Origin of the sequence: Kineosporia corallincola, from assembly GCF_018499875.1 — a bacterium.
Taxonomy (GTDB): domain Bacteria; phylum Actinomycetota; class Actinomycetes; order Actinomycetales; family Kineosporiaceae; genus Kineosporia; species Kineosporia corallincola.
In genome coordinates, this window is the sequence record NZ_JAHBAY010000001.1 from 962,434 (window position 1) to 977,927 (window position 15,494).

Genomic DNA, 15,494 nt, shown 5'->3' on the forward strand with positions numbered 1-15,494 from the left:
TGCCGGGCAGTCACGTCTTCCTAAGCTGGCGTCATGACACCGCCGGACGAGCTGTCGCTGGCCGGGCTGTTCGAACCGGGCAGCCGGGACGAGTGGCGGGCCGCGGTGGCCGCCGCGCTGGTCCGGTCGGGGCGGCTTGCGCCGCACGACGACCCGGCCGCGGCCGAGCGGCTGCTCACCACCACCACCTACGACGGCATCGGGATCCGGCCGCTCTACACCCGCGACGACGCTGTCGGTGACGACACGATCGGTGTGCCCGGCCTGGCCCCCTTCGTGCGCGGCCGCCGGGTCGAGGGCAACGGGCCGGCCGGCTGGGACGTGCGTGCGCTGCACCAGCACCCCGACCCGGCGCTCACTCACGAGGCGGTGCTGACCGACCTGGAGAACGGCGTCACCTCGCTCTGGCTGAAGGACCTTCCGGTCGGCTGCCTGCGGCAGGTGCTCGACGGGGTGCTGCTCGACCTGGCCCCGGTGGTGCTGGACGCCGGGGCGAACACCGCGGCGGCGGCCCGGGAACTGCGGGCTCTGCTGCCCGGTTCCGGGGCGGCGGAGGGGAACTGGGGGGCCGACCCGATCGGCCTGCGGGCCCGGCTGGGCCCCGGCCACGACCCCGACCTGACCTTGCTGCACGACCTGGCGTCGAACGCCCTCGGCCTGCGGGCGGCCATGGTCGACGTCACCGTGTACCACGACGCCGGGGCGGGCGACGCCCAGGAGCTCGCCGCCGCCCTGGCCACCGGAGTGGCCTACCTGCGGGCGCTCACCGATGCGGGCAGCCCGATCGAGGACGCCTTCGGGCACCTGGAGTTCCGCTACGCGGCCACCGCCGACCAGTTCGCCACCGTCGCCAAACTCCGCGCCGCGCGCCGGTTGTGGGCCCGGGTGGCGGAGGTCTGCGGGGTCGCCGGCCTCGACGACCCGGACACCGCCCCTCGGTTCGCCCAGAAGCAGCACGCCGTCACCTCGTCGGTGATGATGACCCGGCGCGACCCCTGGGTGAACCTGCTGCGCACCACGCTGGCCGCCTTCGGCGCCGGGGTGGGTGGCGCCGACGCGGTCACCGTGCAGCCCTTCGACGCCGCCCTCGGCCTGCCCGACGCGTTCTCCCGGCGGATCGCCCGCAACACCTCCTCGCTGCTGGTGATGGAGGCGCACCTGGCCCGGGTGACCGACCCGGCCGGCGGCTCCTGGTACGTCGAGCAGCTCACCGAGGCACTGGCCACCGCCGCCTGGGACCGGTTCACCGCCCTGGAGAAGGCCGGCGGGATGGCGGCCGCGCTGGACAGCGGCCGGTTCGCGGCGCAGATCGCCGAGGTCTGGGACCGGCGGGCGGGCAACCTGGCCCACCGTCGTGACCCGATCACCGGTGTCAGCGAATTCCCGCTCCTGGACGAGGTTCCCGTGGTGCGCGAGCCGTGGCCGCCGCGCCCCGCGGGCGGGCTGCCGGTGCACCGCCACGCCGAGGAGTTCGAGGCCCTGCGCGACGCGGCCCAGGCGCACCACCCCACGCCCCGGGTCTTCCTGGCCACGCTCGGCCCGGTGGCCGCACACACCGCCAGGGCCGGCTTCGCGGCCGGCCTGTTCCAGGCCGGCGGGCTGGAGACACCCTCGAACGGGACGCGTGACGTGGTCGCCGCCTTCGTCGCGAGCGGTGCGACGATCGCCTGTCTGGCCTCCGGTGACGCGGTCTACGCCGAACAGGCGTCCCCGGTCGCCCTGGCCCTGAAAGAGGCCGGTGCGCGGCATGTTCTGCTGGCCGGGAAGGGCGACTACCCGGGCGTGGACGGCTACCTGCGGGCCGGGACGGACGCGCTCGCGGTACTGCGTGAGGTGCACCGGTGGATCGGGATCGAGGACGCATGAGCATCCCCCGTTTCGACGACGTGCCGCTCGGCCGGCCCCGGGCGGGCCGCGGCCCGGGACCGGCCCGGCCGCCCTGGGCCACCCCCGAGGGCATCGACGTGAAACCGCTGTACACCGCGGCCGACCTGGCCGGGCTGGACTTCCTCGACACCTACCCGGGGCGGCCGCCCTACCTGCGCGGTCCCTATCCGGCGATGTACGTGACCCAGCCCTGGACCGTCCGGCAGTACGCCGGGTTCTCCACCGCGGCCGAGTCCAACGCCTTCTACCGGCGCAACCTGGCGGCCGGGCAGAAGGGCCTGAGCGTGGCCTTCGACCTGCCCACGCACCGCGGATACGACTCCGACAACCCGCGTGTGCCGGGCGATGTCGGCATGGCCGGAGTGGCGATCGACTCGATCCTGGACATGCGGCAGCTGTTCGACGGCATCCCGCTGGACCGGATGAGCGTGTCGATGACGATGAACGGCGCCGTGCTGCCGGTGCTCGCGCTGTACGTGGTGGCTGCGCAGGAACAGGGGGTGGCGCCGGAGCAGCTGGCGGGCACCATCCAGAACGACATCCTCAAAGAGTTCATGGTGCGCAACACCTACATCTACCCACCCGGCCCCTCGATGCGGATCATCAGCGACATCTTCGCCTTCACCTCGGCGAAAATGCCGAAGTTCAATTCTATTTCGATCTCCGGCTACCATATTCAGGAGGCAGGGGCCACGGCCGATCTGGAACTGGCATACACGCTGGCCGACGGGGTGGAATACCTGCGGGCGGGGGTCGGCGCGGGGCTGGGGGTGGATGTGTTCGCACCGAGGTTGTCGTTCTTCTGGGCGATCGGCATGAACTTCTTCATGGAGGTGGCCAAACTCCGTGCGGCCCGGCTGCTCTGGTCCCGGCTGGTCCGCGACTTCGGTCCGCAGAACCCGAAATCGCTCAGCCTGCGCACCCATTCGCAGACCTCGGGCTGGTCGCTGACCGCGCAGGACGTTTACAACAACGTCATCCGCACCTGTGTGGAGGCGATGGCCGCCACCCAGGGGCACACCCAGTCGCTGCACACCAACGCCCTCGACGAGGCCCTGGCCCTGCCCGGCGACTTCTCCGCCCGCATCGCCCGCAACACCCAGCTGCTGCTCCAGCAGGAGTCCGGCACCACCCGCACCGTCGACCCCTGGGGCGGCAGCCACTACGTCGAGCGCCTCACCCACGACCTGGCCCACCGGGCCTGGCAGCACATCGAGGAGGTGGAGAAGGCCGGGGGCATGGCCCGGGCGATCGACGAGGGCATCCCGAAGCTGCGCATCGAGGAGGCGGCGGCCCGCACCCAGGCCCGCATCGACTCCGGGCGGCAGCCGGTGATCGGGGTGAACACCTTCCGGCCCACGGCCGACGAGCCGGTCGAGGTGCTCAGGGTCGACAACGCCCAGGTGCGGGCGGAGCAGATCGAAAAGCTGCGCCGGCTGCGGGAAGAACGCGACAGCGAGGCGACCGAGGCGGCCCTCGACGCCCTGACGCAAGCCGCCTCACGGGCGTCCTCCAGCCAGGGCAACCTGCTCGAACTGGCCATCGGGGCGGCCCGGGCGCAGGCCACGGTCGGCGAGATCTCCTACGCCCTGGAAAAGGTCTACGGGCGGCACAGCGGCCAGATCCGTACCATTTCCGGGGTGTACCGCGACGAGTCGGGCGGGGCCGGCAACGTGGAGGTGGCACGGGCGGCCACGGCCCGGTTCGAGCGGGCCGAGGGCCGGCGCCCGCGCATCCTGGTGGCCAAGATGGGCCAGGACGGGCACGACCGCGGGCAGAAGGTGATCGCCTCGGCGTTCGCCGACCTGGGCTTCGACGTGGATGTCGGCCCGCTGTTCCAGACCCCGGAAGAGGTTGCGCGGCAGGCGATCGAGGCCGACGTGCACATCGTCGGGGTGTCCTCGCTGGCGGCCGGCCACCTCACGCTGGTGCCCGCCCTGCGCGAGCAACTGGTGGCGCTGGGGCGCGACGACATCCTGATCGTCTGCGGCGGGGTGATCCCGCCCGCCGACCACGCCGAGCTGCGGGCGGCCGGGGCCACCGCGATCTTCGGCCCGGGCACCGTGATCGCCGACGCCGCCCTGGAGCTGCTCGGGAAACTAGGCTGACCGTATGGCGGAGACATGCACACATCTGGACACGATTCACGACGTCACCCCCAGCGCGCAGGGCTGTGAGGACTGCCTGAGGAGCGGCGGCAGCTGGGTGCACCTGCGGTTGTGCCGCGAGTGCGGGCACATGGGCTGCTGCGACTCGTCCCCGGCCAAGCACGCCACGGCGCACGTGCACAGCACCGGGCACCCGATCGTGCAGTCGGCCGAGCCGGGCGAGAGCTGGTTCTGGTGCTACCCCGACGAGCTGGCCTTCGAGCTGGGATGAGACAACCCCTCGACCTGGACGAGACGGCCCGGCAGATCCGGGCCGGGGGGCGGGCCTGGATCGCCCGTGCCATCACCCTGGTCGAGTCCAGCCGGCCGGACCACCGTCGTCAGGCGCAAGAGCTGCTGACCCTGCTCGGGCCCTCGCCGGACACCATGCGGGTCGGCGTCAGCGGCGTGCCCGGCGCCGGGAAGTCCACGTTCATCGACGCTCTCGGCGGCCGGCTCGTCGACGCCGGTCACCGGGTGGCGGTGCTCGCGGTCGATCCGTCGTCCACCCGTAGTGGCGGCAGCATTCTCGGCGACAAGACCCGGATGACCAGGCTGGCGACCGACCCGAGGGCCTTCGTGCGGCCGTCGCCCAGCGCCGGCACGCTGGGCGGCGTGGCCCGGGCCACCCGGGAGGCGATGGCGGTGCTGGAGGCCGCGGGCCACGACGTGGTGCTGGTCGAGACGGTGGGCGTGGGGCAGTCCGAGACCGCGGTCGCCGAGATGGTCGACACGTTCCTGCTGCTCACCCTGGCCCGCTCCGGCGACCAGCTCCAGGGCCTGAAGAAGGGCGTGCTGGAGCTGGCCGACGTGATCGCGGTGAACAAGGCCGACGGCCCGCACGAGATCGAGGCCCGGCGCGCGGCCCGCGAGCTGGGTGGCGCGCTGCACCTGCTGGCCGGCTCGTCCCCGGCCTGGCAGCCCCCGGTGCTGACCTGCTCGGCGCAGCAGGGCAGCGGGCTGGACGAGGTGTGGGCCCAGGTGCTCCGGCACCGCGAAACCCTCGATCTGCCGGGCAAGCGGCGGCGCCAGCTGATCGGGTGGACCTGGTCGATGGTGCGCGACGGCCTGCTCGACCAGCTGCGCGACTCCGTCCCGGTGCGGGAGCTCACCCCGCGCCTGGAACGGCAGGTGCTGGCCGGTGAGCTGACTCCGGCCGCTGCCGCCGAGCAGGTGCTCGCCCTGCTGCGGGCAGCCGAACGTCCCGCCGTTCACCGCGAAACCGGCCGCGCGGCACGGGAACCCGGTGCGGCCGAAGGCCGAGGTGACTAGCCGGGCCACCTCGGGCCGTCCGTCGGCACAATCGGGACCAGTCGGTCGCCCGCTCGGCCTTCCGTCCCGGGAACCCGGTGAGCTCTCAAGCCCGTCACAGCCGGTGCCTGTGACAATGCGGCCATGAGCTCAGAGCACGGCTGGCGGTTCGACGCCGCCGCGGCGCCGCACCGGCTGCTGCCCTCGGTGCGGGCCCGGTCCACCGTGTCCTCGGTGCTGGTGGTGGGCATGGCCCTGGCCCTGGCCGGCGGGCTGATCTTCTACGTGCTCCAGCACGCCCTGATCAGCGGCCTGAACCAGGCCGCGGACGCCCGGCTGAACGAGGTGGCCGGGCAGCTCGAGCTGCTCGGTGAGGGCGAGCTGGACGATTCGCTGAAGAAGACCCAGAACCAGCGCGACGGCCAGTGGGTGCAGGTGCTGAAGGGCGACTCGGTGGTGTCGGCCTCCACCTACGACGACGACCAGGGGCCGATCACCGGGCTGCGGCCCGGGGTCGGTGAGGTGCTGCGCGAGGACGCCGGGGTGCTCAAGATCTTCGACACCGACCGGCCGTTCCTGGTGGTCACCCGCGGGGTCGAGTACAAGGGCGAGACCGACACGATCATCGTGGCCACCTTCCTGGAGTGGCAGCGCCGCACGGTGGTGATCGTGCTCGGCCTGCTGGCGGTCGCCTTCCCGCTACTGCTGATCGCGGTGGGCGTGGTGGTCTGGGTGATGCTGGGGCGGGCCCTGCGCCCGGTGGAGGAGATCCGGGCCCGGGTGGCCCACATCGACGAACGTGAGCTGGCCGACCGGGTGCCGGTGCCGCCGACCCGCGACGAGGTGGCCGCCCTGGCCTACACGATGAACGAGATGCTGGACCGGATCCAGACGGCGCAGAAGGCGCAGCGGCAGTTCGTCTCCGACGCCAGTCACGAGTTGCGCAGCCCGCTGGCCACGCTGTCGGCGACGCTGGAGGTGGTCGACTCCGACGTCACCGGGCGGGCCTGGGACGAGCTGCGCCCGGTGCTGCGCAACGAGACCCAGCGGATGGGCGTGCTGGTGCAGAACCTGCTGTTGCTCGCCCGCGCCGACGACCAGGGCCTGAAGATCGTGCAGGTGGAGGTGGACCTGGACGACCTGGTGATGGAGGAGGTGCGCCGGCTGCGCACCTCGACCGCGCTGGAGGTGCCGGTGTCGGTCACCCCGGTGCGGATTCTGGGCGACCCGTACAAGCTCGGCCAGGTGCTGCGGAACCTGGTCGACAACGCCGTGCGCTACGCCGAGCACACCGTCGCGCTGAGCCTCACCGTGGTCGGGTCCACCGCGCTGGTGATGGTGGACGACGACGGACCCGGCATCGCGCCGTCCGACCGGGACCGCGTGTTCGAGCGCTTCGTGCGGCTGGACGAGAGTCGCGACCGGGCCAGCGGGGGAGCGGGACTGGGGCTGCCGATCGTGCGTGAGGTGGTGCGCGGCCACGCCGGGGACGTGGCGGTGGGGGTCTCGCCGTACGGGGGCGCGCGGTTCCAGGTGCAGCTGCCGGTGACGGTCGAACCGCTCACCGGGGAGATCCCTCTGGTCGTTCCGGCGAGCGGCGGAGGTACGGGCGGGCAGCCTCCGAAGGGCTGAATGTGTGGATCTGCTGTGATTCTCAGCCGCCGGTGGTGCTCATCCGATAGCCCATCCCGCGCACCGTCTCGATCGCCCGGCGATCGAACGGGGCGTCGATCTTGCGGCGCAGATAGCGGATGTACACCTCGACCACGTTCGGGTCGCCCTCGAACGCCGGGTCCCAGACCCCCTCCAGGATCTCGCTCTTCGTGACGACGTCACCTTTGTGGCGCATCAGGAACTCGAGCAGCCCGTACTCGCGCGGCGTGAGACCGATCTCCTGCCCGGCCCGTTCCACCCGGCGGCGCACCGGGTCGAGGGTGAGGTCGCCACAGGCCAGCACCACCGGGCGTTCCGGGGCGCCGCGCCGGATCAGCGCGCGCAGCCGGGCCACCAGCACGATGAAACTGAAGGGTTTTGTGAGGTAATCGTCGGCGCCGAGGTCGAATGCGTCCGTCTGGTCGTAGTCGCCGTCCTTGGCCGTGAGCATCAGGACGGGCGTCCAGATCTCCCGGCGGCGCAGCTCGGTGAGCACCTGGTACCCGTTGCCGCGCGGCAGCATGATGTCCAGAACGATCGCGTCGAAACGCTTTTCGGTGGCGGCCCAGAGAGCGTCCTGGCCGTTGTGGGCGACCTCGACGACGAAACCCTCGTCGGTCAGCCCACGCCGGATCGTCTCAGCCAGTGGACGTTCGTCGTCGACGATCAGTACCCGCACGGTCCTCCTCGGTCAGACCTGCCAAGATACTTGCCAGGACGGTGGCCGGCCGGGTGAACTCAGCGGGTTCTCAGGCCACCGGGTGGGCCGTCATTCTCACATGTCGAGACGAAATCACGAGCCAAGGGGAGTCACGGTGGAGGCGCTCAAGGTCGCGCTGCTGGGGTGCGGATCGGTGGGGACACAGGTCGCCCGTCTCCTGACGGTGCATGCGGAAGAACTGGCCCAGCGGGTCGGGGCGCCGCTGGAGCTGATCGGGATCGCCGTGCGCACGCTCGGCGTCGACCGTGGACCGGACATCGACACCCGCCTGCTCACGACCGACGCCGCCGAGCTGGTCAAGCGCGCCGACCTGGTGATCGAGCTGGTCGGCGGGATCGAGCCGGCCCGCACGCTGATCCTCGACGCGCTGGCCTCCGGCGCCTCCGTGGTCACCGGCAACAAGGCGCTGCTCGCCGAGCACGGCCCGGAGCTGTACGAGGCGGCCGAGGCCGGGGGAGTCGAGCTCTGCTACGAGGCCGCCGTGGCCGGGGCCATCCCGCTGCTGCGCCCGATCCGGGAGTCGCTGGCCGGCGACCGGATCCGGCGCGTGCTGGGCATCGTCAACGGCACCACCAACTACGTGCTCGACAAGATGGACGCCGCCGGGCTCGACTTCGCCGACGCGGTGGCCCAGGCGCAGGCCCTGGGCTACGCGGAGGCCGACCCGACCGCCGACGTCGAGGGCTACGACGCCGCCTCCAAGGCAGCCATCCTGGCCTCGCTGGCCTTCCACACCCGGGTGCACGCCGACGACGTGCACCGCGAGGGCATCACCTCGGTCACGGCCGGCGACGTGGCCTCGGCCCGGCAGATCGGCGCCGTGGTCAAGATGCTGGCGATCTGTGAGCGCACCGTGGCCGCCGACGGTTCCGAGGGCGTCTCGGTGCGCGTGCACCCGGCGATGATCCCGGCCTCGCACCCGCTGGCCAGCGTGCGCGAGGCGTTCAACGCGGTGTTCGTCGAGGCCGAGGCCGCCGGTGAGCTGATGTTCTACGGCCGCGGCGCCGGTGGCCTGCCCACCGCCAGCGCGGTGCTGGGTGACCTGGTGTCCGCCGCCCGCAACCGGGTGGGTGGCAGCCGGGGCCCGGGTGAGTCCACCTATGCCCACCTACCGGTGCGCCCGATGGGCGAGGTGGTCACCCGCTACCACATCAGCCTCGACGTGGCCGACCGTCCGGGCGTCCTCGCTCAGGTGGCCAAAGTTATTGCTGAGCACGGGGTCTCGATCGAGACGGTGCGGCAGCAGCAGATCCCGGCGGCCGTCTCGGACGCCGGTGAGCAGGGCCGCGCGTCGCTCGTGGTGGTCACCCACTCGGCGACCGACGCGGCGCTGGGAGCAACCGTCTCGGCGCTGGCCGGGCTGGACATCGTGACGGCCGTGGTGGGCGTCATGCGGGTCGAGGGTGAGGACTGATGGCACATCTGTGGCGAGGCGTCGTCGAGGAGTACCGGGACCGGCTGCCGATTCTCGGTGACGCCCCGGCCGTGACGCTGGGCGAGGGCGGCACGCCGCTGGTGCGGGCACACCGGCTTTCCGAGCACACCGGCTGCGAGGTCTGGCTGAAGTGCGAGGGGGTCAACCCGACCGGCTCGTTCAAGGACCGCGGGATGACGGCCGCGATGACCCACGCGGCGGCGTCCGGCGCCAAGGTGGTGATCTGCGCCTCCACCGGCAACACCTCGGCGAGCGCCGCGGCCTATGCCACCGCCGCCGGCATGACCTGCGCGGTGCTGGTGCCGGACGGCAAGATCGCGATGGGCAAGCTGGCCCAGGCCATCGCCCACGGCGCGCAGCTGCTCCAGGTCGACGGCAACTTCGACGACTGCCTGACGATCGCCCGCAAGCTCGCCGAGGCCTACCCGGTCGAGCTGGTGAACTCGGTCAACCCGGCCCGCATCGAGGGCCAGAAGACCGCCGCGTTCGAGATCGTCGACGTGCTCGGCGACGCGCCCGACATCCACTGCCTGCCGGTCGGCAACGCGGGCAACATCACCGCCTACTGGCGCGGCTACCAGGAGTACCTCGCCGACGGCCCGTCGTCGAAAACCCCGAGGATGTGGGGTTTCCAGGCCGCGGGCGCCGCGCCGATCGTGCTCGGCCACCCGGTCGACCAGCCGGAGACGGTGGCCACGGCCATCCGCATCGGCAACCCGGCCTCGTGGCAGCAGGCGATCGAGGCCCGGGACTCCTCCGGCGGCCGCATCGACGCCGTCGACGACCAGGCGATCCTGGCCGCGCACCGCTGGCTCTCGTCGAGGGAGGGCGTGTTCGTCGAGCCCGGTTCGGCCGCCTCGGTCGCCGGCCTGCTCCAGACGCACGCCGCCGGTGAGCTCGAGCCCGGCCAGCGCGTGGTCTGCACGGTCACCGGCCACGGTCTGAAAGACCCGCAGTGGGCGCTGAAGAACGCCGACGGCGAGGACGTGCAGCCGACCCGCATCCAGGTCGACGTGGTGAGTGTCGCCACCGCCCTGGGTCTCGCCTGATGTCGGTCGAGTCGGCGCCGCAGGCGGTGAAGGGTCTGGTGCGCGACCGCCGGGCCACCGTGCGGGTGCCGGCCACCAGCGCCAACCTGGGGCCCGGTTTCGACAGCATGGGCCTGGCCCTCGGCATCCACGACGTGGTGACCCTCAGCCTGGCCCCGGCCGGGCTGGAGGTCGAGGTCGAGGGCGAGGGCGCCGCCGGGGTGCCGCTGACCGAGGACCACCTAGTGGTGCGCGCCGTCCGGGCCGGTCTGGACCACGCCGGGGTGCCGCAGCCGGGTATCCGCCTGCACTGCGCCAACTCGATCCCGCACGGCCGCGGCCTGGGCTCCTCGTCCGCTGCCGTGGTGGCCGGGCTGGTCGCTGCCCGGGGCTGCCTGGCCGACCCGGAGGCGCTCGACGACGCCACGGTGCTGGCGCTGGCCACGGCGTTCGAGGGGCACCCCGACAACGCGGCCCCGGCCCTGCTGGGCGGCTGCACCATCGCCTGGTCCGAGCACAGCGGCGTGCCCCGCGCGGAGCGCATCGAGATCCGCTCCGACCTGGAGGCCGTGGTCTGCGTGCCGTCCGGCGAGCTGTCCACCACCACCGCCCGGGCCATGCTGCCCGCGCTGGTGGCCCACCCGGACGCCTCGTTCAACGTCGGCCGGGCGGCCCTGCTGGTGCACGCCCTGACCCGGCGGCCCGACCTGCTGCCGGAGGCCACCGAGGACCGGCTGCACCAGACGCAGCGCGCGCCCGCCATGCCGGAGACGGCGGACCTGGTGCACCGGGTGCGCGAGCTCGGCGCGGCGGCCGTGGTGTCGGGGGCCGGTCCCAGCGTCCTGGTGCTCGGCGCCCGGGGCGAGGTGCTGCCGGCGGTGCGCTCGGCGCTGTCCGGCCCGGCGGCGAACCGGTGGACGGTTCTGCGGCCGGGGATTGATACAGTGGGCTCGCTTCTCGCTACAGAAGGTCAGTAATCCGGCCGAGTATGCTGCGGGAAGGTCCGGCGCCCGGATCTCCGATCTGGTGAGTGACGGATCCAACATCGATTTCTGATGCGATCTACCGCTTGGCCTGATTCCGGTCCTTCGTTCTGGCCCGCGCCGGTGTTACAGTACGTGTGCAGCCGCTGAGATGCCGGTCCCCATCAGGCACACGTGCTGTACCCCGCCGCTTTCACCGTTTCCGCGCTTGCGTGTGGTCGTGCGGCGTACCACCATCCGGATTCTCCGGGTGAAACACCCGCTGGTCGTGACGCTATCGCGGCCGAGGAGGGGGAAGACCTTTCGTGACAGATACCACCGAGATGTCGGCAGCCGTCGATCTCTCCACGCTCCGCCTGCCGCAGCTCCAGGCCGTCGCCTCGCAACTGGGCATCGCCGGGACCGCCCGCATGCGTAAGGCCGAGCTGCTCGAGGCCATCCGCAGCCACCAGGGCGGTGGCTCGGTGAGCGCGCCGACCGCCACCCGCACCACCCGCCGGGCCGCTTCCGCGCCGGCCGGCGCCCCGACCCGCACCCGGCGCTCCGCCGCTGCTGCCGCCCCCGAGCCCGAGCCCGAGGCGAAGCCGGCCCAGGACACGCTGATCGAGGCGCCCGCCGCCTCCAGCAGCTCGACCCGGACCGCCGGTGGCCGTCGCACCCGGGCCGCTGCGGCCGCTCCGGCTGCCGAGGCCGAGCCGGCCAAGGCCGCCGAGGCCCCCGCCGAGCAGCCCGCCGCCGAGGCCGAGCCCACCGAGCGCCCGGCCCGTGGCCGTGGTCGCGGCCGGTCCGACCGCACCGAAGGCCGTTCCGACAGCCGCTCGGACAACCGCTCCGACAGCCGCTCGGACAACCGCTCCGACAGCCGCTCGGACAACCGGGACGGTGGCCGCGACGGCAACCGGGACGGCAACCGCGACTCGAACCGGGACGGGCGCAACAACTCCCAGTCCCGCCGCAACGACGACGCCCGTCGTAACAACAACGACGACGACGATGACGAGGACGGCCGCGGCCGTCGTCGGGGCCGTCGGTTCCGCGACCGCAAGCGTGGTCGTGGCCGTGACGGTGAGCCCGGCGGCATCGACGAGCCGGAGATCAACGAGGACGACGTGGTCGTCCCCGTCGCCGGCATCCTCGACGTGCTCGACTCGTACGCGTTCCTGCGCACCTCCGGCTACCTGCCCGGCCCGAACGACGTCTACGTGTCGCTCGGCCAGGTCAAGAAGTACGGTCTGCGCAAGGGTGACGCGGTCACCGGCGCCGTGCGCCAGCCGCGCGACGGCGAGCAGTCCGGCCAGCGCCAGAAGTTCAACGCGCTGGTGCGTCTCGACACGGTGAACGGCAGCGCTCCCGAAGAGGCGCGCAACCGGCCGGAGTTCAACAAGCTCACGCCGCTGTACCCGCAGGAGCGCCTGCGGCTGGAGACCGAGCCCAACATCATCTCCACCCGCATCATCGACCTGGTGGCGCCGATCGGTAAGGGCCAGCGTGGCCTGATCGTCTCCCCGCCGAAGGCCGGTAAGACGCTCATTCTCCAGGCGATCGCCAACGCGATCACCCAGAACAACCCCGAGTGCCACCTCATGGTCGTGCTCGTGGACGAGCGGCCCGAAGAGGTCACCGACATGCAGCGCACGGTCAAGGGTGAGGTCATCGCCTCCACCTTCGACCGGCCGGCCGACGACCACACCGCCGTCGCGGAGCTGTCGATCGAGCGCGCCAAGCGCCTGGTCGAGCTCGGTCACGACGTGGTCGTGCTGCTCGACTCGATCACCCGCCTGGGCCGCGCCTACAACCTGGCCGCCCCGGCCAGCGGGCGCATCCTGTCCGGTGGTGTCGACTCCAGCGCGCTGTACCCGCCGAAGCGGTTCTTCGGCGCCGCCCGCAACATCGAGCACGGCGGCTCGCTGACCATCCTCGCCACCGCGCTGGTCGAGACCGGCTCGAAGATGGACGAGGTGATCTTCGAGGAGTTCAAGGGCACCGGCAACATGGAGGTCCGCCTGTCGCGTCAGCTGGCCGACAAGCGCATCTTCCCGGCGGTCGACGTCAACGCCTCCAGCACCCGTCGCGAAGAGATCCTGATGGGCAAGGAAGAGCTGGGCGTCATCTACCGGCTGCGCCGGGTCATGGGCGCCCTCGAGGCCCAGCAGGCCATCGAGCTCCTGCTCGACCGCACCAAGAAGAGCTCGAGCAACGCCGAGTTCCTCATGCAGGTGCAGAAGACCTCGCCCACCGGCGACTGATTCACCTGGCCGGGTCCCGGGAATGCTCCCGGGACCCGCTTGGTTAGGTAGGCGTCTGCGGTTCTGGCAGACTTGCTCGAGGCTCCGGTTCACGAGCGGCGCACCCGTGCCGCACGACCCGGCGGCCAAAAACTGAGGAGAGACAGTTGAAGAACGACATCCACCCGCAGTACGTGACCACCACGGTCAAGTGCGCCTGTGGCGAGAGCTTCGAGACCCGCAGCACCGCCACCAGCGGCTCGATCACCACCGAGACGTGCAGCAAGTGCCACCCGTTCTACACGGGTAAGCAGCGCATCCTCGACACCGGTGGCCGGGTCGCCCGCTTCCAGCAGCGGTACGGCAAGAAGACCTCCGGCCAGTAGCCGATCCGACGCCGGTCGTGGCCCCTCTCGTGGGGGCGCGACCGGCGTCGTGCTTTGTCACAACAATGGACGACGCCGACCGCGCGCGGCCTCCTCGTCGTCCATGATTTTCCGCGTCGGCGTGACCTGAACAGAAGAAGGCAGAGATGACCCAGCTCACCCCCGACGAGTCCGCGCAGGCCGCCGTGGAGCCGCTGCTCGCGGAGTACGAGGAGCTGGAGCGGCAGCTGGCCGACCCGTCGATCCACGCCGACGCCGGTCTCGCCCGCAAGCTCGGCCGCCGCTACGCCGAACTCGGCGCCGTGCACGCCGGCCACGAGGTGTGGCGCGCGGCACTCGACGACCTCGAGGCCGCCCGCGAGCTCGCCACCGAGGACGCCTCTTTCGCCGAGGAGCTGCCCGCTCTGGAGGCCGCGCTCACCGAGGCCCGGGAGAAGCTGCACCGTCTGCTGATCCCCCGTGACCCGGACGACTCGCGCGACGTGATCCTGGAGATCAAGGCCGGTGAGGGCGGCGAGGAGTCGGCCCTGTTCGCAGGCGACCTGCTGCGCATGTATCTGCGCTTCGCCGAGCGCAACGGCTGGCGCACCGAGATTCTCGACTCCACCGAGAGCGATCTGGGCGGCTACAAGGACATTTCGGTCGCGGTGAAGTATCGGGGCACCCCGGGCCCGGGCGAGGGCATCTACGCCAAACTCAAGTACGAGGGCGGAGTTCACCGGGTGCAGCGGGTTCCGGTCACCGAGTCGCAGGGCCGGATCCACACCTCGGCCGCCGGCGTGCTGGCGCTGCCCGAGCCGGACGAGGCGGTCGAGATCGAGATCGACCCGAACGACCTGCGTATCGACGTGTACCGGTCGTCCGGCCCGGGCGGCCAGAGCGTCAACACCACCGACTCCGCCGTGCGCATCACGCACCTGCCCACCGGCGTGGTGGCCTCCTGCCAGAACGAGAAGTCGCAGCTCCAGAACAAGGAGCAGGCGCTGCGCATCCTGCGCGCCCGGCTGCACGCGATCCAGGTCGAGGCCGCCCAGGCCGAGGCCTCACAGGCCCGGCGCTCGCAGGTGCGCACGGTCGACCGGTCCGAGCGGATCCGCACCTACAACTACCCGGAGAACCGGATCGCCGACCACCGAACGGGTTTCAAGGCCTACAACCTTGACCAGGTGCTCGACGGCGAACTCGACGCGGTGATCCAGTCCTGCCTGGACGCCGACGAAAGTGCCCAGCTGGCAGCCCTTCAGAACGTTTCCTTCTGAGATGGCCGAGCTCAAGCACGTTCTGGCGGCCGCGGTCACCCAGCTGGCGCAGGCCGGGGTGCCGTCGCCGTCCGCCGACGCGAACATCCTTCTGGCACACGCCCTCGGCGTGGAGCGGCGTGACCTGGCCCGCCGGGTGATCGTCGGCTACCGCCTCACCGACGACGAGACCTCCCGGGTGGCAGAGCTTCTCGGGCGCCGGGCGGAACGTGTTCCGTTGCAGCACCTGACCGGCACGGCCGGCTTCCGGCGCATCGAACTGCTGGTCGGTCCGGGGGTTTTCGTGCCCCGGGTGGAGACCGAGTGGGTGGCCGGACTGGCCGTCGAGGCGGCCGCCGCGCTGGAGAGTCCCCTGGTGGTCGACCTGTGCACCGGCTCCGGGGCGATCGCGCTGGCGGTGGCCGACGAGGTGCCCGGGGCCCGGGTTGTGGCGGTCGAGCCGGGACCCCCCGCGGGGGGGGGGGGCCCCCCCCACCGGGGGGGGCGGGGGGCGCGGGGCGGGGGGGGAGGCGGGGGGCG

The 15,494-nt window shown here is 72.0% G+C and carries 13 protein-coding genes; 12 read left to right on the top strand and 1 reads right to left on the bottom strand.

The window, feature by feature from the left end:
* The first annotated feature begins 33 nt into the window (after nucleotides 1-33).
* The 5 genes from KIH74_RS04335 to KIH74_RS04355 all read left to right on the top strand — a co-directional run bounded on the left by KIH74_RS04335 (nucleotide 34) and on the right by KIH74_RS04355 (nucleotide 6,917).
* The gene (locus KIH74_RS04335; RefSeq protein WP_214154389.1) at nucleotides 34-1,866 is read left to right on the top strand and encodes a methylmalonyl-CoA mutase family protein; all 1,833 of its coding nucleotides are present in this window, start codon (nucleotides 34-36) and stop codon (nucleotides 1,864-1,866) included.
* Nucleotides 1,863-3,995, top strand: a complete 2,133-nt coding sequence (scpA, locus tag KIH74_RS04340) for a methylmalonyl-CoA mutase (protein ID WP_214154390.1) — start codon at nucleotides 1,863-1,865, stop codon at nucleotides 3,993-3,995. Before KIH74_RS04335 ends, scpA begins: the two co-directional genes overlap by 4 nt.
* A 4-nt stretch (nucleotides 3,996-3,999) precedes the next feature.
* Nucleotides 4,000-4,266, top strand: a complete 267-nt coding sequence (locus tag KIH74_RS04345; RefSeq protein WP_214154391.1) for a UBP-type zinc finger domain-containing protein — start codon at nucleotides 4,000-4,002, stop codon at nucleotides 4,264-4,266.
* Complete coding sequence (meaB, locus tag KIH74_RS04350) at nucleotides 4,263-5,306, top strand: methylmalonyl Co-A mutase-associated GTPase MeaB (RefSeq protein ID WP_214154392.1); 1,044 nt, start codon at nucleotides 4,263-4,265, stop codon at nucleotides 5,304-5,306. Before KIH74_RS04345 ends, meaB begins: the two co-directional genes overlap by 4 nt.
* Nucleotides 5,307-5,429: 123 nt before the next feature.
* A complete protein-coding gene (locus KIH74_RS04355) occupies nucleotides 5,430-6,917 on the top strand; it encodes a sensor histidine kinase (RefSeq protein WP_214154393.1) in 1,488 nt (495 codons plus the stop codon).
* A 22-nt stretch (nucleotides 6,918-6,939) separates the two neighbouring features.
* Here the strand turns inward: KIH74_RS04355 and KIH74_RS04360 are convergent, their stop codons facing one another.
* A complete protein-coding gene (locus KIH74_RS04360; protein WP_214154394.1) occupies nucleotides 6,940-7,617 on the bottom strand; it encodes a response regulator transcription factor in 678 nt (225 codons plus the stop codon).
* 100 nt (nucleotides 7,618-7,717) lie between these two features.
* On the opposite strand from KIH74_RS04360, the gene KIH74_RS04365 reads away from it, so the two are divergent.
* The 7 genes from KIH74_RS04365 to KIH74_RS04395 all read left to right on the top strand — a co-directional run.
* The gene (locus tag KIH74_RS04365) at nucleotides 7,718-9,073 is read left to right on the top strand and encodes a homoserine dehydrogenase (protein ID WP_214154395.1); all 1,356 of its coding nucleotides are present in this window, start codon (nucleotides 7,718-7,720) and stop codon (nucleotides 9,071-9,073) included.
* Nucleotides 9,073-10,143 carry a threonine synthase gene (thrC, locus tag KIH74_RS04370; RefSeq protein ID WP_214154396.1) on the top strand — a complete coding sequence of 357 codons (1,071 nt, stop codon included), beginning with the start codon at nucleotides 9,073-9,075 and terminating at the stop codon, nucleotides 10,141-10,143. Before KIH74_RS04365 ends, thrC begins: the two co-directional genes overlap by 1 nt.
* Complete coding sequence (gene thrB / locus KIH74_RS04375) at nucleotides 10,143-11,099, top strand: homoserine kinase (protein WP_214154397.1); 957 nt, start codon at nucleotides 10,143-10,145, stop codon at nucleotides 11,097-11,099. Before thrC ends, thrB begins: the two co-directional genes overlap by 1 nt.
* A gap of 329 nt (nucleotides 11,100-11,428) precedes the next feature.
* Entirely contained in the window at nucleotides 11,429-13,351 is a 1,923-nt protein-coding gene (gene rho, locus KIH74_RS04380) for a transcription termination factor Rho (RefSeq protein ID WP_214154454.1), read from the top strand.
* A 146-nt stretch (nucleotides 13,352-13,497) separates the two neighbouring features.
* Nucleotides 13,498-13,716 (top strand): 50S ribosomal protein L31, encoded by a 219-nt coding sequence (gene rpmE / locus KIH74_RS04385; RefSeq protein WP_214154398.1) that lies wholly within the window; start codon nucleotides 13,498-13,500, stop codon nucleotides 13,714-13,716.
* A gap of 146 nt (nucleotides 13,717-13,862) precedes the next feature.
* Nucleotides 13,863-14,975, top strand: a complete 1,113-nt coding sequence (gene prfA, locus KIH74_RS04390) for a peptide chain release factor 1 (RefSeq protein WP_214154399.1) — start codon at nucleotides 13,863-13,865, stop codon at nucleotides 14,973-14,975.
* 1 nt (nucleotide 14,976) lies between these two features.
* The coding region (locus KIH74_RS04395; protein ID WP_372491978.1) for a N5-glutamine methyltransferase family protein at nucleotides 14,977-15,494 on the top strand (518 nt) is incomplete at its 3' end.